The organism is Sphingomonas sp. LY54, from assembly GCF_035594035.1.
Lineage (GTDB): Bacteria > Pseudomonadota > Alphaproteobacteria > Sphingomonadales > Sphingomonadaceae > Allosphingosinicella.
Window position 1 is genome coordinate 948471 of sequence record NZ_CP141588.1, and the last position, 19418, is coordinate 967888.

At 67.5% G+C, this 19418-nt stretch carries 23 protein-coding genes and 1 tRNA gene; 4 read left to right on the top strand and 20 right to left on the bottom strand.

The features are described 5' to 3' along the window. Positions 1-89: 89 nt before the first annotated feature. The 4 genes from SH591_RS04795 to cpdR form a co-directional block, all read right to left on the bottom strand. The gene (locus SH591_RS04795; protein WP_324750753.1) at positions 90-1271 is read right to left on the bottom strand and encodes a sensor histidine kinase; all 1182 of its coding nucleotides are present in this window, start codon (positions 1269-1271) and stop codon (positions 90-92) included. A gap of 106 nt (positions 1272-1377) precedes the next feature. Beyond that, positions 1378-1518: a hypothetical protein gene (locus SH591_RS04800; RefSeq protein WP_324750754.1), complete on the bottom strand. Its 141-nt coding sequence runs from the start codon at positions 1516-1518 to the stop codon at positions 1378-1380. A gap of 69 nt (positions 1519-1587) precedes the next feature. Then, positions 1588-1662 (bottom strand) — tRNA-Val (locus SH591_RS04805). 60 nt (positions 1663-1722) lie between these two features. Continuing rightward, positions 1723-2100, bottom strand: coding sequence for a cell cycle two-component system response regulator CpdR (gene cpdR / locus SH591_RS04810; RefSeq protein WP_322831801.1), 378 nt, complete (start codon positions 2098-2100; stop codon positions 1723-1725). A 162-nt stretch (positions 2101-2262) separates the two neighbouring features. On the opposite strand from cpdR, the gene SH591_RS04815 reads away from it, so the two are divergent. Beyond that, entirely contained in the window at positions 2263-3117 is an 855-nt protein-coding gene (locus tag SH591_RS04815) for an N-formylglutamate amidohydrolase (protein ID WP_324750755.1), read from the top strand. Between the two features lie 194 nt (positions 3118-3311). Here the strand turns inward: SH591_RS04815 and SH591_RS04820 are convergent, their stop codons facing one another. The 3 genes from SH591_RS04820 to SH591_RS04830 all read right to left on the bottom strand — a co-directional run bounded on the left by SH591_RS04820 (position 3312) and on the right by SH591_RS04830 (position 6249). After that, a complete protein-coding gene (locus tag SH591_RS04820; RefSeq protein WP_324750756.1) occupies positions 3312-3884 on the bottom strand; it encodes a cytochrome b in 573 nt (190 codons plus the stop codon). Positions 3885-3957: 73 nt separating this feature from the next. Then, positions 3958-4740, bottom strand: a complete 783-nt coding sequence (locus SH591_RS04825; RefSeq protein WP_324750757.1) for a SapC family protein — start codon at positions 4738-4740, stop codon at positions 3958-3960. 60 nt (positions 4741-4800) lie between these two features. After that, on the bottom strand, positions 4801-6249 hold the full coding sequence (locus SH591_RS04830; protein WP_324750758.1) for an FAD-binding oxidoreductase: 1449 nt from the start codon (positions 6247-6249) through the stop codon (positions 4801-4803). Between the two features lie 99 nt (positions 6250-6348). On the opposite strand from SH591_RS04830, the gene SH591_RS04835 reads away from it, so the two are divergent. From SH591_RS04835 to SH591_RS04845, 3 genes are all read left to right on the top strand, one after another. Further along, on the top strand, positions 6349-6798 hold the full coding sequence (locus tag SH591_RS04835; RefSeq protein ID WP_324750759.1) for a hypothetical protein: 450 nt from the start codon (positions 6349-6351) through the stop codon (positions 6796-6798). A gap of 83 nt (positions 6799-6881) precedes the next feature. Beyond that, complete coding sequence (locus SH591_RS04840) at positions 6882-8348, top strand: DEAD/DEAH box helicase (RefSeq protein ID WP_324750760.1); 1467 nt, start codon at positions 6882-6884, stop codon at positions 8346-8348. 65 nt (positions 8349-8413) lie between these two features. Beyond that, a complete protein-coding gene (locus tag SH591_RS04845) occupies positions 8414-8527 on the top strand; it encodes a DUF1289 domain-containing protein (RefSeq protein ID WP_324751329.1) in 114 nt (37 codons plus the stop codon). Here SH591_RS04845 and SH591_RS04850 read toward each other — a convergent pair. The 13 genes from SH591_RS04850 to SH591_RS04910 all read right to left on the bottom strand — a co-directional run bounded on the left by SH591_RS04850 (position 8514) and on the right by SH591_RS04910 (position 19290). Next, entirely contained in the window at positions 8514-8876 is a 363-nt protein-coding gene (locus SH591_RS04850) for a GFA family protein (protein ID WP_324750761.1), read from the bottom strand. The two genes, SH591_RS04845 and SH591_RS04850, sit on opposite strands and share 14 nt — an antisense overlap. Positions 8877-8968: 92 nt before the next feature. Further along, positions 8969-9229 (bottom strand): hypothetical protein, encoded by a 261-nt coding sequence (locus SH591_RS04855; protein ID WP_324750762.1) that lies wholly within the window; start codon positions 9227-9229, stop codon positions 8969-8971. Between the two features lie 17 nt (positions 9230-9246). Further along, positions 9247-10455: a S8 family serine peptidase gene (locus tag SH591_RS04860; protein WP_324750763.1), complete on the bottom strand. Its 1209-nt coding sequence runs from the start codon at positions 10453-10455 to the stop codon at positions 9247-9249. A 183-nt stretch (positions 10456-10638) separates the two neighbouring features. After that, positions 10639-11793, bottom strand: a complete 1155-nt coding sequence (tgt, locus tag SH591_RS04865) for a tRNA guanosine(34) transglycosylase Tgt (protein ID WP_324750764.1) — start codon at positions 11791-11793, stop codon at positions 10639-10641. Positions 11794-11810: 17 nt separating this feature from the next. Continuing rightward, positions 11811-12302: a GNAT family N-acetyltransferase gene (locus SH591_RS04870; protein ID WP_324750765.1), complete on the bottom strand. Its 492-nt coding sequence runs from the start codon at positions 12300-12302 to the stop codon at positions 11811-11813. Then, positions 12299-13324, bottom strand: a complete 1026-nt coding sequence (gene queA, locus SH591_RS04875; RefSeq protein WP_324750766.1) for a tRNA preQ1(34) S-adenosylmethionine ribosyltransferase-isomerase QueA — start codon at positions 13322-13324, stop codon at positions 12299-12301. Before queA ends, SH591_RS04870 begins: the two co-directional genes overlap by 4 nt. 10 nt (positions 13325-13334) lie before the next feature. After that, positions 13335-14009, bottom strand: coding sequence for a peptidylprolyl isomerase (locus SH591_RS04880; RefSeq protein WP_324750767.1), 675 nt, complete (start codon positions 14007-14009; stop codon positions 13335-13337). Between the two features lie 73 nt (positions 14010-14082). Then, positions 14083-14589: a pantetheine-phosphate adenylyltransferase gene (coaD, locus tag SH591_RS04885; protein WP_324750768.1), complete on the bottom strand. Its 507-nt coding sequence runs from the start codon at positions 14587-14589 to the stop codon at positions 14083-14085. A gap of 28 nt (positions 14590-14617) precedes the next feature. Then, a complete protein-coding gene (locus SH591_RS04890) occupies positions 14618-15484 on the bottom strand; it encodes a polyprenyl synthetase family protein (RefSeq protein WP_324751330.1) in 867 nt (288 codons plus the stop codon). A 40-nt stretch (positions 15485-15524) separates the two neighbouring features. After that, complete coding sequence (locus tag SH591_RS04895; RefSeq protein ID WP_322831816.1) at positions 15525-15773, bottom strand: exodeoxyribonuclease VII small subunit; 249 nt, start codon at positions 15771-15773, stop codon at positions 15525-15527. 31 nt (positions 15774-15804) lie between these two features. After that, positions 15805-17487: a long-chain-fatty-acid--CoA ligase gene (locus tag SH591_RS04900; RefSeq protein WP_324750769.1), complete on the bottom strand. Its 1683-nt coding sequence runs from the start codon at positions 17485-17487 to the stop codon at positions 15805-15807. Positions 17488-17525: 38 nt separating this feature from the next. Further along, positions 17526-18614 (bottom strand): MBL fold metallo-hydrolase, encoded by a 1089-nt coding sequence (locus SH591_RS04905; RefSeq protein ID WP_324750770.1) that lies wholly within the window; start codon positions 18612-18614, stop codon positions 17526-17528. After that, a complete protein-coding gene (locus SH591_RS04910; protein WP_324750771.1) occupies positions 18592-19290 on the bottom strand; it encodes a DUF1013 domain-containing protein in 699 nt (232 codons plus the stop codon). The genes SH591_RS04905 and SH591_RS04910 overlap by 23 nt, the downstream gene beginning before the upstream one ends. Between the last annotated feature and the right edge of the window lie 128 nt (positions 19291-19418).

Below are 19418 nucleotides of genomic sequence, written 5' to 3' on the forward strand. Positions count from 1 at the left end.
CCAAAGCGAGGGCCCAAAGCGCGTTAGATTGCCGTATCGCCAGTTAGCCGGCTCACAGCTTCATCGACCGCCATGAGCTCAGTTTTGTGTCATCCGACAGCGAGCGCCGGATCGTCGTCTCGCCCGTGCTGGGCGTCCGGGAAGAGGATGGTCACGACCACTCCCCCGTCATTCCGAACGTCGATCTGGCCGCTGATCTGACGGACCAGCATTCGCACAAGCCCATAGCCGAGCGAACCGTCTCGCACCTCGGACATGCCCACGCCATCGTCCTTGATCACCAGTTCAATATTTCCAGTATGGCGGCGCCTGGTCTGGACCATGATCGTTCCGCACCGGGGGTGCGGGAAAGCGTATTTGACGGCATTGGTGATGAGTTCGGTTGCTACGATACCCAGCGGAACCGCCGTATCCGCGTGGACGAGGATCCCCTTCTCGACGTCAGCCGTCATGGATACGCAGTCGTCGTGATCGGTGATCGGCCTCAACGCTTCGCAAAGGTCGCCAATGTAGGTTGCCAGGTCTACCCGTTGCGAAGTCTCCGATTTGCTGAGCAGGTCGTGCACCCGCGCCATCGCCATGAGGCGATCCTGAGCCTCTTGAAAATGTGCCCTGACGGCAGGATCGGATTGCCGACGCCCTTGGATGCTCAGCAGGGACGATGCGATGGCGAGGCTGTTTTTAGCGCGATGGTTCACTTCGGCGAGTAGCATCTCCTTCTCCCCCGCCAGCTTGCTCAGCTCCCGGTTGGTTTGCTCGAGCGCCGATGTGCGCGCCGCAACCTTTGCCTCCAGGGAATGGGTGAGAGCACGCAGATCCTCTTCCGCTTCGTGGCGGCGGGTGATGTCGAGATACGACAGGAAGTGGTTGGTCACGCTCCCTTGGTCATCGTTCAGCGGACTGGCGAAGAGCATTGCTCGTAAGGATGCCCCGTCCTTCCGGTATTGGACGATCTCCAATGTCACGTCGCGACCTTGCTCCATCGCGGATTCATATTCCCTGATCGCGTCGGGATCCGTTCCCTCGCCATTCATGAAATGAGGGTCTTGCCCGGTGAGCTCCTCGGCAGTGTAGCCGGACAGCTCGATGAACGCCTCATTGGCGAAGATGATCGGGTTGCCCGGAAGTGTCGCGTCCGTCACGATCATCGGCATGCGGGTAAGGCGGACGGCCTCGACAAACATGCCGCCTTGCTCGCGCAAATCGTCCATATGCCGCTCGGATCGCGTCCGGGCGGGAGTATCCGCCATATTTTCTTCATAGCGATTCATGGATGCGCCCTTAGCGGCATCCGTGGCTCAGGGAACTGCTAATTCGACAAAAATGCTACTATCTGAACCACATTCGCCGGAGAGCGCCAATGATTAGGCACATGGCTCAGAACGGCGTCGTCTGGTCGGTCTCGATCTCAGATGCGAGCATGGCCGCTACGCTCCAAGGTCCGCCTTCGGGAAGCTCAATTTCTATCCAGAACGTCCGGTAATGGCGCAAAGCGGACGTGGCGGCCAACTGGTTCATTTGAACCAGCCGACCCCTGCGCACTCAGCTATCGGGAGCAGCCAGGCTCTTGGTTCGCAAGGAAGAATATGGTGGGCGTGGCAAGGATTGAACTTGCGACCCCTGCGATGTCAACACAGTGCTCTACCACTGAGCTACACGCCCACTCTGGGAGCGGCCTTTAGCCGGGGGATTCGCCCCGCGCAAGCCGCCGTCCGCGCTTTTTTACAATCTTCCGTGCCGGTCCTCGGTCTGGAACAGGCGGTCGACCTCGGCGACGAGGTCGCGCAGGTGGAAGGGCTTGGAGAGGACCTTGGCCGAAGGGGTGGCCCGGCCCGCCTTCAGCGCGACCGCGGCGAAGCCGGTGATGAACATCACGCGCATGTCCGGGGCGATCTCGGCGGCGCGCTGGGCAAGCTCGATGCCGTCCATCTCGGGCATGACGATATCGGTGAGGAGCAGATCGAACCGGTCCGATTCGAGCAGAGGCAGGGCCGCCGTGCCGCGATCGACCGAAGTCACCGCATAGCCGGTCTTTTCGAGCGCCCGCGCGAGATAGTGGCGCATCGACTCGTCGTCTTCGGCCAGCAGGATCTTGATCATCCGGTCCTCGGAAACCCCATCGTGCGCGGCCCGATTGCGGCGCCGGAGGAGGGATTATGCCCGAAAGGCTTAAAAGTTTCCACCCAGCGCACAGGGGGTGCGAAGGCCGCGGCGAATGCGATTGCACCGCTTCGGTACGGCCCCTAGATTCGCGGGAGAGCAATGGACGAGTCCCGGCCTCCCTTCCTGCGCGTCGGCCCCGAGTTGCCGGCCTCGCCCGTGATCCTGTCGGTGCCCCACGCCGGGCGCGCTTATTCGGAGGACTTGCTGCGCGCCGCGCGGCTGCCGCGCCACAAGCTCGAGATCCTCGAGGACCGGCTGGTCGACAGGCTGGTGTGGCGAGCGGTGGAGGCCGGATCAGCCGCGTTCATCGCCGCGGCGCCCCGCGCCGAGATCGACCTCAACCGCGACGAGCGCGAGATCGACCCGGCGATGGTCTATCCCTCCCCTGCCCCCGGGACATTGCTCCAATCGCCGCGCACCCGCGGCGGGCTCGGCCTCGTCCCGGCACGGATCAGCGGCGCCGGATCGATCTGGCTGCAGCGCATCGGCCAGGCCGAGATCGAGCGCCGCACCGCCGAGATCCACCGCCCCTATCATGCGGCGCTGGCGCAGGCGCTGGAGGCGGCAAGGGCGCGGTTCGGAATCGCCATCCTGCTCGATTGCCATTCGATGCCGCCGCGCGCCGGCGAGGAAGGCGCGATCGTCTTCGGCGACCGCCACGGCACCAGCATCGCGCCCGATCTGATCGCGGCCGCGGTCGCGGCGGCCGAGGCCGAGGGTTTCGCCACCGCACGCAACGCGCCTTATGCGGGCGGCTACATCACCATGCGCCACGGCCGGCCGGGCGAGGGCATCCACGCGCTCCAGATCGAGATCGACCGCTCGCTCTATCTCGACGCGGCCTTACGCGCGCCCGGGGCCGGTTTCGACCGCACGTCGCGCATGATCGCGGCGGTGGCGGGGGCGCTCGCCGCCAAGGCAATGGAACCGCCGCAGGCGATCGCCGCCGAATAGGCAAAAAAAGACCGCCCCGGAGAAACTCACGGGGCGGCCAAGGTTCAGGGAGGAACGCCCCGAAGGGCGTAACACGCAGCTGCAAAGGGGGGGTGCAGCGCGTATCTTCCTCTAAATGGGTTTGTTTTGCAGAAGTTCAAGCCGCGCCGGGCGGCGCGCGACGGACCGTGCGGCGAAGCCCGCGAACCGACTTTTCAGCCGCGATAGAGCCACGGACCCATCCGCCCGATCAGGTGGCGGTGGCCCTGCAGATGGTGCTTGAGCGCGCCCAGCAGGTGCAGGGCGATCAGGCCGAGCATGAGCTTGGCGGCCAGCTCGTGCAGCTCCTCGAACAGATCGTGGGCGTCGTCGCCGCGGGAGACGGGCAAGGTGCCGATCTCGAACAGGCCGAAATAGTCGATCGGCCGGTCGCTCGACGAGGACAGCATCCAGCCGGTGAGCGGGATCGCGATCAGGAAAAAGTAGAACAGCCAGTGGACGAAGCGGGCCATGACCGCCTCCCAGGGCGCCAGCACCGCGTCGAACGGCGGCGGGCGATGGCCGAGGCGCCAGGCGAGGCGGGCGAGCGTCAGCACCAGCACGGTGACGCCGATCGATTTGTGGAAGAACATCATCCACGACCGCGCGGCCTTGCCGAAATCCTCGTGGTAGAAACCGAGCAGAAGGTTGACCACGACCAGGGCGGCGATGAGCCAGTGCAGCCACATCGCGACGCGCGAATAATGCAGCCGCTCGGGAATCGTCTCGGGTATCATCGTCGTCGCCATCTTCGCCTCCCCGGACGCAGAAAAGGCCCCGTCGCCGGGGCCTTTCCATTAGTCACGACGCCAGGGCGCGCGGTCAAGCGTTGCCGGCGACCTCGCCCTGCGGCGGGACCTTGCCCTGCTGCATCTGCTTGCCGAAGATCTCGCGGATCAGCGGCAGCGAGAAGAGGTGGGCGAACAGCAAAGGCAACATGCCGTTCTGGTTCATCTTGCGGAGCTTGTCGCCATGCGCGTCGCGCAGCTTCTGCTCGTCGACCATCTGGAAGCCGCGATAGACGAACGGCTGCTGGGAGTCGGACGGCTGGATCGACACTTCGCCGTCGATCAGCAATTCGCTCTCTTTCAGCTCCTTCATGAAGGCGTTGGTGCGCTGCGCCGACATCTCGAATTCCTCGCAGAATTTGAGGACCTGGTTGGTCACCTCGCTCGGGGTCTCGCCGTCGAACAGCGCATTGCCGTCCTCGAACTCGCCGACCAGGCCGCTCGACGGATCGAAGCAGAGCGACAGCTCCTCGGCGTCCGGGCGCAGGCGGGCCAGCATGAACGGGTAGCGGCGGATATAGGCCGGAATGTAGGTCTCGGAGAGCAATTTGCCCTCAGCGTCGACGAACACGTTGGTGCCCTCGTTGAGGCCCATCAAAGCGAGCGGAACGGGATTGTCGCCGGTCGAGAAGACGATCGGGTAGAAACGCTGGCAGGCCGCGAACTCGTCGATCGTAATCGGGATCGCATGCGCCTGGGCAAGAAACGGCGCGCTGTCGGCGGCGCGGGTCTTGAAGCTCGCGTGGATGTTGCTCGAAAGCGGCTCCAGGCCGTTGTAGAACAACGGCAATTGCGGATTCGGCGCCTGACTCGCCATGGTCAATCTCTCCCCAAGATGATGAAAGCAGCCGGACGGCCACCAATTTCCTGCCCTCGTCTATGGACGATGCGGCGCTTCCGCAAGCGGTACAAGCTTGCCGGGGTTCATTATTCCGTGCGGATCAAGCGCCTGCTTGATCGCGCGCATCGCCCCCAGGCGAGCCGGATCGCCGAGCCGGGCGAGCTCCGCCAGGCGCATCTGGCCGATGCCGTGCTCGGCCGAGATCGAGCCGCCGGCCGCCACGACGAGATCGTGGACGAAGGCGGTGACCGCCTGCCCCTCCCCCTCGATCCAGGCGGGCGCGGCGCCGGCCGGGGCGCGGGCATTGAAATGGACGTTGCCGTCGCCGAGATGGCCGAAGGCGATCACCCGGACGCCGGGAAAGCGGGCCTCCACGGCGGCGGCGGTCTCGACCATGAAGCGCGGCATCGCCGCGACCTCGACCGAGACATCGTGCTTGGCGGCGGGCCCGTCGGCTTTCTCGGCCTCCGAAATGCTGTCGCGCAGGCGCCAGAAGGCCTCGGCCTGCGCCTCGCTGGCGGCGATCACGGCATCGTCGACCATCCCCTTTTCCAGCGCGGCGCCCAACGCGCGGCCGAGGGCGGCCTCGGGCGATGGTGCGTCCGGCGGCGCAACCGCCTCGATCAGGACGTGCCACGGATGCGCGCCCTCGAGCGGCGGGCGCGTGCCGGGAACGTGGCGCAGGACGAGGTCGAGCGCGGTATTGGGTACCAGCTCGAAACTCTCGACCGCGTCGCCGACCGTATCGTCGAGCAGGCGCAGCAAGGCGAGCGCCTTGTCCGGCGTGGCGAGGCCGATCCAGGCGACGCTGCGCGCGCCGACCGCCGGCACCAGTTTCAGGCTGGCGGCGGTGACCACGCCCAGCGTGCCCTCGGCGCCGATCAGCAGCTGGCGCAGGTCGTAGCCGCGATTGTCCTTCTTGAGCGGGGCGAGACCGTCGAACACCGAGCCGTCGGGCAGCACCGCCTCCAAGCCCTGGACGAGGCCGCGCATCGTGCCGAAGCGCAGCACCTGGGTCCCACCGGCATTGGTCGAGACGAGGCCGCCGATCGTCGCCGAGCCCCGCGCGCCGAGCGTCAGCGGGAAACGCCGGCCGACCGCGGCAGCGGCCTCGTGGAAATGCGCGAGGACGACCCCGGCTTCGGCGACGCCCGTGCCCGCCTCGGCCGAGAGCGCGCGAATCCGGTTCATGCGGCGGAGCGAAAGGAGCAGCGCATCGCCGGCGGGCGTCGGCACCGCCCCGCCGACCATCGACGTGTTGCCCCCCTGGGGCACGAGCGGGACCCTTTCCTCGGCGCAGGCACGGACGATTTCCGCTACCTCCGCCGTGCTCGCGGGGGAGATCATGGCCGCTGCCGCGCCGCGGAAGCGCTTGCGCCAGTCCTCTAGCCACGGGGCCATCTCCGCCGGATCGGTGGTGAAGCCCTTCGGCCCGAGCAGGTCCTTGAAGCGGGCGAGGAGATGGGGCGGAGGGGGATTGGCCATAAGCATGTGGCGCGATAGTAAACATCGCCGGGGGGATGTCGCAATTAATCACATGTTCAAGCGCCGTGCCGATAGGCTGGAAGCAATGGAGCTCCCCAAATGATCCTGGCGCCGCTGCTGATGCTGGCGCATGCCGCCGCATTGCCCGCGGCCGAGCCCGCGCCGGAGCGGCCGATGGAGCTCGCCCAGGTCGTCGTGCGCGAGCAGATCATCATCCGCGTGCCGATGCGGATGCGGAAGGACAAGGCGCCGCCCCGGGCGACTCCGGTCGAGTGGGAAGAGAGCAAGGGCCCGAAATGCGTTTCCCATCGGACCGTGGCGGGCGCGACCCTGCTCGGCCAGGACAGCGTCGATCTCATCCTGCGCGACGGCAGCCGGGTCCGCGCCAAGCTCGATAATTGCCCGGCGCTCGATTATTATCCCGGCTTCTACATCAGCCCGCACCCGGACGGAAAGATCTGCGCCGACCGCGACATGATCCGATCGCGCATGGGCGGACAGTGCGGAATCGAGCGATTCCGGACACTGACTCCGAAGCCTAAGGATTGACCCTCGCTTGACAAGCGCCCGTGCCTTTGCGCAAGCGGATCCCAAACCAGCTTGATCTTGAGCGCCCCAATTCCGGAACAGATATGACTTTCGCCGATCTCGGCCTTTCAGACGAACTGCTCCGCGCGGTAAATGAGTCCGGCTATACCGAGCCGACGCCGATCCAGCGGCAGGCCATTCCGTCGGTCCTGATGGGCCGCGACATCATCGGCATCGCCCAGACAGGCACCGGCAAGACGGCTGGCTTCGTGCTGCCGATGATCGACATCCTTGCCCAGGGCCGCAGCCGCGCGCGCATGCCGCGCTCGCTGATCCTCGAGCCGACCCGCGAGCTGGCCGCGCAGGTGGCCGAGAATTTCGAGAAATACGGCCAATATCACAAGCTCAACATGGCGCTGCTGATCGGCGGCACCAACATGGCCGACCAGATCAAGAAGCTCGAAAAGGGCGTCGACGTGCTGATCGCGACGCCGGGGCGGCTGATGGACCTGTTCGGGCGCGGCAAGATCATGCTCAACGGGTGCAACCTGCTTGTCATCGACGAGGCGGACCGGATGCTCGACATGGGCTTCATCCCCGACATCGAGGAAATCTGCACCAAGCTGCCGCCGCAGCGCCAGACCCTGCTCTTCTCCGCGACGATGCCGGCGCCGATCAAGAAACTGGCCGACAAGTTCCTCTCCAGCCCGAAGACGATCGAGGCCGCGCGGCCGGCCACGGCCAATGCGTCGATCGAGCAGAGGCTGGTGAAGGTCGATTCGCGCAAGAAGAAGGAAGCGCTCGTCCGCCTGCTCCAGAATGACGAGGTGAAGACCGCCATCGTCTTCTCGAACCGCAAGACGATGGTACGCGACCTGACCCAGAGCCTGAAGCGCAGCGGCTTCCGCGCCGGCCAGATCCACGGCGACATGGAGCAGCCCGAGCGAGTCGCCGAGCTGGACCGGTTCAAGTCCGAGGAGATCAACATCCTGGTCGCCTCCGACGTCGCCGCGCGCGGGCTCGACATCAAGGGCGTCAGCCATGTCTTCAACTTCGACGTGCCGTGGCAGCCCGACGATTATATCCACCGCATCGGCCGCACCGGCCGCGGCGGCAAGACCGGCATCGCCATCACGCTAGCGACCAAGGAAGATGCCGAGGCGATCGCCGGCATCGAAAAGCTGCTCGGCATGCCGATCCCGCCCGTGGGCGGCGCCGAGCCGGTCCGCGACGACGAGGAAGCGGAAGAGAAGCCGGCCCGCAGGTCGCGCGCGAAGAAGGCCGAAAAGCCCGCCGCCGAGCGCAAGCCCCGCGAGGAGAAAGCGCCGCGCGAGGAGAAGCCCGCCAGCGAAGAGAAACCCGCCCGCGCGGAAAAGCCGGCCCGGGCCGAGAAGGCGCCGCCCGCCGAGCCGGTGGAACGCGAGCCGCGCGAGCCCGTCGCCAAGCCGCGCCGTGACGAGCGCGCCGAGCGCCGCCCGCGGCGCGACGAGGACGAGCGCGAGCCGGCGCTGGTCGACGAAGGCTGGAACGGACCGGTGCCGAGCTTCCTCGCCTTCGGGTTCGACAGCTGAGCGATCCTAAGGCGGCGCTCGCGTCGCCCTGCGTCAATATCTGCGCGCTCGACCAAACCGGCCGCATCTGCGTCGGCTGCGGCCGCACGCTCGGCGAGATAGCGGAATGGAGCGAAGCCGCACCCGCGCGCCGGCTGGCGATCATCGCCGCGGCGCGGGATCGGCTCACTCGAAGCTAAGCGGCTCCGCGGTTTCGAAGCGGATCCAGGGCCGGGCGCGGTGGCTGTAGACCGAGATCGTGGGCTCGGGGAAATCGCGATCCGCAAAGCAGCCGACGGCGACCGAGACCATGCCCGGACGCCGCTCGATCTCCCAATAGAGGACGGTGCCGCAGCGCGGGCAGAAATAATGGCGCCCCCAGAAGCCTTCGTCGGACGAGCGCGTGTATCCGCTGCTCGCGCCGTCGGTCCGGACCTGCTCGACCGGCCAGGTCGCATTGAGACCGAAGGCGCTGCCGGTGCGCTTCTGGCATTCGAGGCAATGGCAGAGGGAGATGCGGGCGGGCTCGCCTTCGCAGGTGGCGGTCAACGCTCCGCAGGAACAGCTCGCAACACGCGTGACCATGGCGCCCTCCCGTTCGATCGCGCATCATAAGCGCGCCGCGGCGGACATGGCGACCGTTATTGCGGGACGTCGTCGTTCATCGGCGGCAGCTGGAAAGTGCCTTCCTGACGGACCTCGGCAACCCCGGGGAAGCTGCGCAGGCTTTCCTCGATCGCGGGATCGCCATGGCCGCCGACGACACCGACTCCCGGCAGTTCGCGCTCGATCTCGAGCCCTGCGCCGCGCAGTTCGTTGGCGACCTCGTGCACATCATGGTCTCGAGCGATCCGCACGAGATAGTTGACGGTCTTGGCCGGGCCCGTGCTGTTTTCGTCCATGCCCGGAATGTAATCCTTCAGGGCGCCTGAACCAAGCCCGCGCCGACATCCTGTTCGTCGAGCCCGCCGACCTGAACGGCGCTGTCCACGATTTTATCCCACAAGGCCCGGCCGCGCAGCGACGGATCGGTTTCCGCCCATAGCGCCGCAATCCCGGCGACATGGGGACAGGCCATGCTCGTGCCGGACAGGCTGCGGTAGAGCCGCGGGCGCGGCACCGAGGAAAACACCCCGACCCCCGGCGCCGCGACATCGATCGCGCCGGTGCCCGTGGCGCCACAGGAGAAGGTGGCGATGCCGGCGTCCGCTCCGATCGCGGCGACCGCCATGATCGACGGGGCATTGGCCGGAGCCGAGACCGGCGCGACATAGCCGTACCGACGATCGCTCTCGTTGCCGGCGGCGGCGATCACCAGGGTGCCGGCCTCCAGCGCCCGCCGGCCAATGTCCTCATAAAGAGGATCGAACGGTTCATCGGGCCTAACCGCACGCCCCAGGGACATCGAAGCGACGGCGCAACCCTGCCGAATCGCCCATTCCATGCCGGCGAGGATGTCGAGTTCGCGCCCGGCGCCGCTGTCGTTCAGCACCTTCACGACGTGGAGATCGGCGTCGGGCGCAACGCCGTAGTACGGCACATTGCCTCTGCGTGCCGGGCGCCCGGCCGCAGTGCCCGCGCAGTGGGTGCCGTGGCCACGGACGTCGTCAACCGTCTGGCCCGCGACGAGGCTATGCGTGACGATCGTGCGGCCGGCAAAATCAGGATGGCCGAGACCGATGCCGGTATCGAGGACCGCCAGCTTGACGCCTCGTCCGGTCGCGCCCCGCCCCGGCAGGTTCACCGCGTCGCGGCCCCAGGTCGAGGCAGCGCTGTCCCTCCAGGGCGGCCGGGCCGATGTAAACATCCAGAATTCGGGCCGCGTGTCGGCGACCTCGTCCATCGCAGCCATGGTCGCGGCGACATTCGAGGAGCGTTCGAAGCCGCCGCCAATCGCGGCGATCCCGAAGCTTTCGAGCAAAACGACATCGTCGCCGCGCGGCAAGCTGCTGTCCGCAGCAGCAAAGTCGCGTGACCGCGCGACCTCTCCGTTTCCGCTGGCGCGTCCAAGCAGTCGAGCGGCCCGATCGACGGACACATCCTTACGAAAGACGACCAGACGTCGTCCAGTCGGCTGCGGCGGTACGATCGTGGACCGGACCTTGGGCTTTCGCATCATATCGGTCATCGGCTTCTCCTCCTCGCGGAAAGGGAAGCACGAGCGCGCGAGTCCGCGCTAAGCGAGACTGGTCCGTTTCGGAGGGCGCGGCGTCAGGCCCCGGCCGGCCTCCGCGTGATCGCGTGCGGGACGACGTGCGCGGTCCGGGCGTCCGGGTCCACTTCGAACCGGAACTTGCTGTAGAAGCGGATCTCAACCATGGCCCGCTTCCTTCCTGGGCGCGTGGTAGCGGGCGCGGAAGGCGTTGGCGAAGGCGGCGAGCCGCCCTTCCGTGATCGCGGCGCGCAGATCGGCCATCAGCGCCTGATAGAAATGCACATTGTGCTCGGTCATCAGCATCGCGCCCAAAATCTCGCCGGCGCGGACGAGATGGTGGAGATAGGCGCGGCTCCAGGTGGCGCAGACCGGGCAGCCGCATTCCGGGTCGAGCGGGCTCTTGTCCTCGCCGAACTTCGCGTTGCGGATGTTGATCGGGCCCGAGCGCGTGAAGGCCTGGCCGGTGCGTCCCGAGCGGGTCGGCAGCACGCAATCGAACATGTCGATGCCGCGCTCGACCGCGCCGACGATATCGTCGGGCTTGCCGACGCCCATCAGGTAGCGCGGCTTGTCGGCGGGAAGCTGGCCGGGCGCGAAATCGAGGCAGCCGAACATCGCCTCCTGCCCCTCGCCGACGGCGAGCCCGCCGACCGCATAACCGTCGAAACCGATATCGATCAAAGCGTCGGCCGATTCCTTCCGGAGATTTTCGTCGAGCGCCCCCTGCTGGATGCCGAACAAAGCGGCGCGCCCGGCATGATCGCCGCCGGAATCGAAGCCTTCGCGCGAGCGCCTCGCCCAGCGCATCGAGCGGTCCATCGCCACCTTCTGCTCGTCGGGCGTGGAGGTGGTCGGCACGAGCTGGTCGAACGCCATGACGATGTCCGAATCGAGCAGCCGCTGGATCTCCATCGAGCGCTCCGGCGAAAGCATGTGGCGCGAGCCGTCGAGGTGGCTCTTGAAGGCGACGCCTTCCTCGGTGACCTTGTTCAATTCCGACAGGCTCATCACCTGGTAGCCGCCGCTGTCGGTGAGGATCGGCCGCTCCCAGCCCATGAAATCGTGCAGGCCACCGAGCCGCGCCACCCGTTCCGCGCCGGGGCGGAGCATCAGGTGATAGGTGTTGCCGAGGATGATGTCGGCGCCGGCGGCGCGGACGTCGGCCGGCTTCATCGCCTTCACCGTGGCAGCGGTGCCGACAGGCATGAAGGCGGGCGTGCGGATCTCGCCGCGGCGCATGGCGATCGTGCCGGTGCGCGCGGCGCCATCAGTGGCGGCGATCGTGAAGGCGAAACGGGGGCGTTCGGACATGGCCGGGCCTTAGCGCGTCACTTGCCGAGCGCAAGCTCCCAGATTTCGCCCTGCTCGGGCTTGCCGAACTCGTGGTGAACCTCGGTCGAGACGATTTCCATGCCGGCCGCCGCATAGATCTTGCGCGCGCTGAGCAGGATCGAATGGGTCCAGAGCTGGAGCTTGTCGTAGCCGGCATCGCGCGCAAATTCGATGCAGTGACGGACGAGGTCGTTGCCGAGGCCGAGGCCGCGCGCGGTCGGCTCGACATAGAGCAAGCGCAGCTTGGCGACACTGTCGCCGGCGTCGGTGACGAAGACCGAGCCCGCCATCGCGCCGTCGATCTCGGCGATCCAGCATTGCTCGCGGCCCGGCTTGAAATTGCGCAGGAACGAGGACGTGATCTCGCCCAGCAGGGCCTCCATCGGCCGCCCCCAGCCGAAGCCGTCATTGTAGAGCACAGCCTGGCGCGCGCAAACGAGACCCATGTCGCCGGGCCGGAAGGTGCGGATCGTGTAGGGCTTGGTCATGGCAGCAGCAGACTAGCATCGCCGTAGGAATAGAAGCGATAGCCGGTGGCGATGGCGTGGGCGTAGGCGGCCTGCATGCGCTCGCGGCCCATCAGCGCCGAGACCAGCATGAACAGGGTCGACTTCGGCAAATGGAAGTTGGTGACGAGGCCGTCCACCGCCTTGAAGCGGTAGCCGGGCGTGATGAAGATCGCGGTGTCGCCCTCGAACGGGCGGATAATGCCGTCGTCGCCGGCCGCGCTTTCGAGCAGACGCAGCGAGGTGGTGCCGACCGCGACCAGCCGGCCGCCGCGGGCACGCACGGCGTTCAGCCGGTCGGCGGTGGCGGCGTCGATCCGGCCCCACTCGCTGTGCATGACATGGTCGTCGGTGTCGTCGGCCTTGACCGGGCGGAAGGTGCCGGCGCCGACATGGAGGGTCAGCGTCTCGTGGCCGACGCCGGCATCGGCAAAGGCCTGCATCAAAGCCGGCGTGAAATGGAGCGCGGCGGTGGGCGCGGCGACGGCGCCCTTCTCGCGCGCGAACATGGTCTGGTAGTCCTCTGCGTCGCGCGCGTCGGTCTCGCGCTTGCCGGCAATGTAGGGCGGCAGCGGCATGCGTCCGGCGCGCTCGAGCAGCAGTTCGACCGGCTCCTCGCCCTCGAACGCAAGCAGGATGCTGCCGTCCTCGGCCTTGGCGCCGGCGAGCGCGGTCACCCCGTGGCCGAAATCGATCCGATCGCCGTTGCGGACGCGCTTGGCGTTGCGGACGAAGGCGCGCCATTCGCGCACCCCCTCGCGCTTGTGCAGGGTGGCGCCGATGCTGGCCTCGCCGCGGCGCCCTTCGAGCTGGGCGGGGATGACGCGGGTGTCGTTGAAGACGAGGACGTCGCCGGGCGCGAGCAAGGCCGGCAGATCGGTGACGACACGGTCGTCGAGCCGGTCGCCCTCGACCAGCAACAGGCGCGCGCTGTCGCGCGGGGAAGCGGGGCGGAGCGCGATACGCTCCGCCGGCAGATCGAAATCGAATAAGTCGACGCGCATGGCGCCGGGCTTATTGCTGGGGCTGCGTCGCCTGTACAGGGGCAACGGCCGCGTCGGCGGCCGGGGCGGGAGCGGGCGGAGCCATCAGCGCACTCGCGGGGAGCGGCGGCACATTGTCGGCGCCGATCGAAGCCCGGACGACGCGCGTCGGATTGGCCGGCGGCTCGCCCCGTTCGATCGCGTCGACATATTGCATGCCGCTGACGACGCGGCCGAAGGTGCTGTACTTGCCGTCGAGCGTCAGGCGCGGCGCCAGCATGATGAAGAACTGGCTGTTGGCCGTGTTGGGCTCGTTGGTGCGGGCGGCCGAGACGGCGCCGCGGACGTGCGGGAGCGCGTTGAATTCGGCGGCGAGATCGGGCAGCGGCGATCCGCCCTCGCCAGTCCCGGTTGGATCGCCGGTCTGCGCCATGAAGCCCTCGATCACGCGATGGAAGACGACGCCGTTATAGAAGCCCTGGCGGGCCAGCGTCTTGATCCGCTCGACATGGTTGGGCGCGACATCCGGGCGGAGCTGGACGACGACGCGGCCGCCGGTCGAAAGATCGAGGTTCAACGTGTTCTCCGGCTCCAGCGCCGGCACGATCGTCGCCGGCGAAGGCGCGGCCGGGGCCGGCTCCTGGGCGGCGACGGAACCCGCCAGCAGGAAGCCGCCGGCGGCGGCGAACAGTGATTTCAGCAACATAGGCACCCTTATCCCCGTAAACTGGTCCTGCGCATCTCTAGCGCCCGCCATTAAGATTGTCAGCCTGAACGGCTCATGACCCCTTGCGGCCGAGCCGCTCCACCCGCGCCACGACATCGTCGGCGACCGCGGGCGAGACGAACTTGCGGATATCGCCGCCATAAAGCGCGATTTCCTTGACCAGGCGCGAGGCGATCGGCTGCAGCGACACATCGGCCATCAGGAAGACCGTCTCGATCCGGTCGTTCAACTGCTGGTTCATGCCCGCCATCTGATATTCATATTCGAAATCGGCGACGGCGCGCAGGCCGCGGACGATCATCGACGCGCCCTCGCGCTCGGCAAAGTCCATCAGCAGGCAATCGAACGAGACGACGCGGATGTCGCGGTCGCAGCTCTCGACCTCGCGGCGCACCATCTCCATCCGTTCCTCGATCGAGAACATCGGCGACTTGGACGGATTGGTGGTGACGCCGATGACCAGCCGGTCGACGAGGTTGGCGCCGCGGCGGATGATATCCATATGGCCGAGCGTGATCGGATCGAACGTGCCCGGATAAACGCCCGTGCGCATCATCATGTCCCCCATTGGTCCGGCGAGCGGCTTATCAGTGATCGCGTTCGACCGCAAAGCGCGCGATCGCGCGCAGCAGATCGGCCTCGGCGCCGTAGGATTGCAGATATTCGACGGCCTGGGCGACGAGCAGATCGGCCTGCTGGCGGGCGCGCTCGGCGCCGAGCAGGGAGACGAAGGTCTCCTTACCGCGATGCTCGTCCTTGCCGACGCGCTTGCCGGTGCGGCTCTCGTCGCCCTCGGCGTCGAGCAGGTCGTCGGCGATCTGGAAGGCGAGGCCGACGTCGCGAGCATAGCCGCGCAGCGACTTGCGGCCTTCCGGCGGAATGCGGCCCATGATCGCGCCCGCCTCCAGGCAGAAGGCGATCAGGGCGCCGGTCTTCAATTGCTGGAGGCGGGTGATGGCGCCGAGGTCGAGCGAAACGTCCTCGGCCTCCAGGTCCATCATCTGGCCGCCGGCCATGCCCGCCGGCCCCGCTGCGCGGGCGAGTTCGGCGACCAGCTCGGCCCGGACGAAGGGATCCTCGTGCGTCGCCTCGTCGGCCAGTACCTCGAAGGCGAGCGCGTGGAGCGAGTCGCCGGCGAGGATCGCCGCGCTCTCGCTATAGGCTTTGTGCACAGTCGGTTTGCCGCGGCGCAGATCGTCGTCGTCCATGCACGGCAGATCATCGTGGATCAGCGAATAAACGTGGATGCACTCGACCGCGAGGCCGGCGCGCAGCGCGCGCGCGCGGTCGACGTGGAAAAGCGCGCAGGTGGCGACGACCAGCAACGGCCGCAGCCGCTTGCCGCCGCCGATCGCGGCGTGGCGCATCGCCTCGTAGAGGCGCGCGCGCGGATCGGGCGGGACGGCGAGCAGGTCTGAGAAGAGCCGGTCGATATCGGCGCTGACCTCGTCCATGGCGCTGGCGAGGAGCGGCGGCAGCGGGATCGCCACCGCCTTATTCGGCGTCGAACGGGGTCGTGCCGCTCGGCTGGCCGTCGCGGCCGACCTGGATCTTCTCGATCCGCGCCTGGGCGTCGCGCAGCCGCGCCTCGCATTGCTGCTTGAGCTGGTCGCCCTCGGCATAAAGCGAGATGGATTCGTCGAGCGAGGCCTCGCCGCTTTCGAGCTTGCGGACGATTTCCTCCAGGCGCTTCAGCGCCGCTTCGAACGAGAGCTGGGTGATGGCTTCAGGCTGATCCGACATGGCCCTGCTTTGGCCTCCGCACCGGCGAGGGTCAAGCGCCCGCCTTGGCGCGTTCCTCGGCCTGGAGTTCCTTGCGGCTCAGTTTGCCGATCATCGTCTTGGGGAGGCTGTCGCGGATCTCGACGGCGGCGACGCGCTCGTGCTTGCCGAGCTGGGGATTGAGCCACTCCATCAAGAGGTCGCCGGACACGTCGGCGCCGTCGGTGAGCGTCACGAAGGCCTTGGGGCGCTCGCCGGCATAGGCGTCGGGGATGCCGATCACGAGCGCCTCCCGCACCGCCTCGTGCCGGTAGAGCAGAGCCTCAATCTGGCTCGGGAAGACCTTGAACCCGCCGACCGCGATCATGTCCTTCAGCCGGTCGACGATGCGGATATAGCCGTCCTCGTCGATCAGGCCGACGTCGCCGGTGCGCAGGCCGCCGCCGTCCACGAACACCTCGGCATCGGCCTCCGGGCGGTTCCAATAGCCCTTCATGACCTGCGGCCCGAAGAAGACGATCTCGCCCGGCTCGCCTTCCGGCGGCGGAAGGGTCGGATCCTCCTTGTCGACGAGGCTTACGGTCGTGCCGGGGATCGGCTGGCCGATCGTGCCGGGCTTGTTCAGCCCCTCATAGGGATTGGTCGAGACCACGCCCGAGCTTTCGGTGAGGCCATAGCCTTCGACCAGCCGCGCCCCGGTCTTTTCCTCGAAGCGGCGCTTGACCTCTGCCGGCATCGGCGCGCCGCCCGAAATGCAGACGCGGAGCGAGGACATGTCCGTGGCCGGCGTGCGCGGATGATCGAGCAAAGCCTGGTACATGGTCGGCACGCCCGGGAAGGAGGTCGGCCGCGCACGCTCGATCGCGGCCAGCGTCTGGGCGGCGTCGAAGCGGGGCAGCATGACGATCTCGCCGCCGCGCATCACGGTGCGGTTCAATACGCAGGTGTTGGCGAAGACGTGGAACATGGGCAGCACGCCCATGATCCGGTCCTCGGCCTCCGGCTCTGGATCGAGCGCGTCGACCTGGCGCGCATTGGCCGACATGTTCTGGTGGGTCAGCATCGCGCCCTTGGGCGTCCCCGTCGTGCCGCCGGTATATTGGATGAGCGCAAGATCGCTTGCCGGATCGATGTCGACCGCCGGAAAATCGCCATTGTTCGCGATCAGGCCCGAGAAAGCGGTGACGCGTTCGTCATGCGGGCGGTGCGCGATCTCGCGGCTCTTGAACAGGCGGTAGAGCAAAGACTTTGCGGGCGGCAGCGCGCCCGCCACCGAGCCGACCACGAGCCGCTCCAGCGGCGTTTTCTCCATCACCTCGAGCGCCGCGGGGAGCAGCAGGTGTGAGGACAAAGTGAAGAGGAGGCGCGCGCCGCTGTCCTCGATCTGGTCGCACAATTCGGCGACCGTGTAGAGCGGCGAGAAATTGACCACTGTCGCGCCGATTTTCAGCGCGCCATAATAAGCGGCGACATAATGGGGCACGTTGGGCAGGAAGAGGCCGACGCGGTCGCCCTTGCCGATGCCGAGCCGAGCGAGGCCGCAGGCGACGCGGTCCACGCCGTGCAGCGTCTCGGCATAGCTGTATTTGCGGCCCATGAAGTCGATCAGCCAGGCATTGGGCACGCGCCGCGCGGTCGCGTCGAACATGTCGGGCAGGCTCAAGGGCGGGAAGGAGCGATCCCAGGAACCGGGATGCTGGTACGCGGTACGCCAGATGGCGGTCGGGTCGGACATTACGTTGACGTAAAGCCTGGCTCGCCGCGCGGCAAGCCTCAGGCCTGGCGATACCAGTTCACGCCCTCGTGGAACTCGCGCACGGCCCTGCCCTCGACCTCGAGCCGGCGGAGATGGGCGAGCGCCTCGCCGGTGGCGAGGCCGATCACGCTGTCGTCGATCCGGCGCGCGAACAGGACCGAGAAGCAATCGACCGCGCGGCGCGGCTCGGACAAGTGCGCGTGCAGCGCGTCGAGCCGGTCGCGGTGGCCGTAGTCGAGCGCGTCGAGCCGGGCGTGGAGGCCGGTGAAGGGCTCGCCGTGCGAGGGCAGGACGAGCAGGCTGCCCGGCAGCGTCTTCAGCGTGGCGATCGAGGAGAGCCAATCGCCGAGCGGATCGGCCTCGGGCTCGCTGAGGCTCAAAGAGACGTTGGACGTGATGCGCGGCAGCACCTGATCGCCCGCGATCATCACGCCGCCGGCTTCGTCGACCAGACAGGCATGTTCCGGGCAATGGCCGCTGCCGACCAGCACCCGCCAATCGCGCGCGCCGATGCGGATCACATCGCCGTCGCGCATGCGCACGAAGCTGACGGGCACCGGGCTCACGACGGAGGCGAAGCGGCCCCAGCCCTTGGCGGTCTCGGCGGCAATCCTGTCCTTGTCCCAGCCGGCGGCGCGCCAATAGGCCAAGGCTTCGGGCGGCGGCGCATCGCGCACGTCGATGCTGAGCATGCGCGCGAACAGCCATTCCTCGCGCGTCATCCACAGCGGCGCGGCGAAGCGCCCCGCGAGCCAGCCGGCGAGACCGATATGGTCGGGGTGAAAATGGGTGCAGAAGATGCGCGTGACCGCGCGACCGGCGAGCGGCCCCGCCAGCAGGGCTTCCCAGCCCTGGCGCGCGACCTCGATGTCGAGGCCGGTGTCGACGATGGCGACTCCGTCGCCGTCGTCGAGAATCCAGATATTGATATGCTTCAGGGACCCCGGCACCGGCAGCCGCGCCCAGGCGACGCCATCCGCAAGCCGGACCAGCTCGCCTTCGCCCGGCCCCTTGCGGCCGAGCGGATAGGTCAGGCCCTTATGGCTGTAGGCCTCGCCGGCATCGGCCAGCGAGGCATCGGGCTCAGCTCTTGAAGGGGTCGACAAAGCCCTGATCGGCCTCCTCTACGCCCGACTGCGCGGCAGCCTCGGCGGCGTGGGCGGCTTGGGCCTCGCGGGCATGGGCCTCGCGCTCGGCGCGCAGCTCGGTGATCAGCGCCTCGCGGTCGCCGGCGAGGTTGAGGTCGACCGGGGCCGCCTCGATGCCGGCGGCCTTGGCGGCCTTGGCGACGACGGCGTCGAGCTCGCGCTGCGAGGTGAGGCCGAGGGTCACCGGGTCCTTGGGCTGGATGTTGGCGATGTTCCAGTGGGTGCGATCGCGGATCGCGGCGATCGTCGTGCGGGTCGTGCCGATCAGCTTCGAGATCTGGCCGTCCGAAACCTCGGGATGGTTGCGGATGATCCAGGCGATGCCGTCCGGCTTGTCCTGGCGCTTGGAGACCGGGGTGTAGCGCGGGCCCTTGGTACGGCGAACCTTGTCCGGCTCCTTCTGGAGCTTGAGGCGATATTCCGGATCGGCCTGGCCGCGCTCGATCTCCTCCATCGTCAGCTCGCCGGCGCGCAGCGGATCGCGGCCGGTCAGCTTGGTCGCGGCGGTGTCGTCGGCGATCGCCTGGACCTCGAGAATGTGCAGGCCGCAGAAGTCGGCGATCTGCTCGAAGGTGAGCGCGCTATTGTCGACCAGCCACGAAGCGGTGGCATGGGGCATGAGAGGCTGGGCCACTGGGGTCCTCCAGATAAAATAAGGGCCGCCCCTTACCGGAGCGGCCAAACCATTGCAGCGGATGTAAGCCGGGGCCGGTTCCGAAGCAAGATAAAGGTGCGGTCCAGGCACAGTAAATCACGCTGCGG

Excerpts from the sequence above, each read along its gene's own strand:
- SH591_RS04795 (WP_324750753.1), bottom strand. The coding sequence starts at position 1,271 with ATGAATCGCTATGAAGAAAATATGGCGGATACTCCCGCCCGGACGCGA.
- SH591_RS04800 (WP_324750754.1), bottom strand. The coding sequence starts at position 1,518 with ATGAACCAGTTGGCCGCCACGTCCGCTTTGCGCCATTACCGGACGTTC.
- cpdR (WP_322831801.1), bottom strand. The coding sequence starts at position 2,100 with ATGATCAAGATCCTGCTGGCCGAAGACGACGAGTCGATGCGCCACTAT.
- SH591_RS04815 (WP_324750755.1), top strand. The coding sequence starts at position 2,263 with ATGGACGAGTCCCGGCCTCCCTTCCTGCGCGTCGGCCCCGAGTTGCCG.
- SH591_RS04820 (WP_324750756.1), bottom strand. The coding sequence starts at position 3,884 with ATGGCGACGACGATGATACCCGAGACGATTCCCGAGCGGCTGCATTAT.
- SH591_RS04825 (WP_324750757.1), bottom strand. The coding sequence starts at position 4,740 with ATGGCGAGTCAGGCGCCGAATCCGCAATTGCCGTTGTTCTACAACGGC.
- SH591_RS04830 (WP_324750758.1), bottom strand. The coding sequence starts at position 6,249 with ATGGCCAATCCCCCTCCGCCCCATCTCCTCGCCCGCTTCAAGGACCTG.
- SH591_RS04835 (WP_324750759.1), top strand. The coding sequence starts at position 6,349 with ATGATCCTGGCGCCGCTGCTGATGCTGGCGCATGCCGCCGCATTGCCC.
- SH591_RS04840 (WP_324750760.1), top strand. The coding sequence starts at position 6,882 with ATGACTTTCGCCGATCTCGGCCTTTCAGACGAACTGCTCCGCGCGGTA.
- SH591_RS04855 (WP_324750762.1), bottom strand. The coding sequence starts at position 9,229 with ATGGACGAAAACAGCACGGGCCCGGCCAAGACCGTCAACTATCTCGTG.
- SH591_RS04860 (WP_324750763.1), bottom strand. The coding sequence starts at position 10,455 with ATGACCGATATGATGCGAAAGCCCAAGGTCCGGTCCACGATCGTACCG.
- tgt (WP_324750764.1), bottom strand. The coding sequence starts at position 11,793 with ATGTCCGAACGCCCCCGTTTCGCCTTCACGATCGCCGCCACTGATGGC.
- SH591_RS04870 (WP_324750765.1), bottom strand. The coding sequence starts at position 12,302 with ATGACCAAGCCCTACACGATCCGCACCTTCCGGCCCGGCGACATGGGT.
- queA (WP_324750766.1), bottom strand. The coding sequence starts at position 13,324 with ATGCGCGTCGACTTATTCGATTTCGATCTGCCGGCGGAGCGTATCGCG.
- SH591_RS04880 (WP_324750767.1), bottom strand. The coding sequence starts at position 14,009 with ATGTTGCTGAAATCACTGTTCGCCGCCGCCGGCGGCTTCCTGCTGGCG.
- coaD (WP_324750768.1), bottom strand. The coding sequence starts at position 14,589 with ATGATGATGCGCACGGGCGTTTATCCGGGCACGTTCGATCCGATCACG.
- SH591_RS04890 (WP_324751330.1), bottom strand. The coding sequence starts at position 15,484 with ATGGACGAGGTCAGCGCCGATATCGACCGGCTCTTCTCAGACCTGCTC.
- SH591_RS04895 (WP_322831816.1), bottom strand. The coding sequence starts at position 15,773 with ATGTCGGATCAGCCTGAAGCCATCACCCAGCTCTCGTTCGAAGCGGCG.
- SH591_RS04900 (WP_324750769.1), bottom strand. The coding sequence starts at position 17,487 with ATGTCCGACCCGACCGCCATCTGGCGTACCGCGTACCAGCATCCCGGT.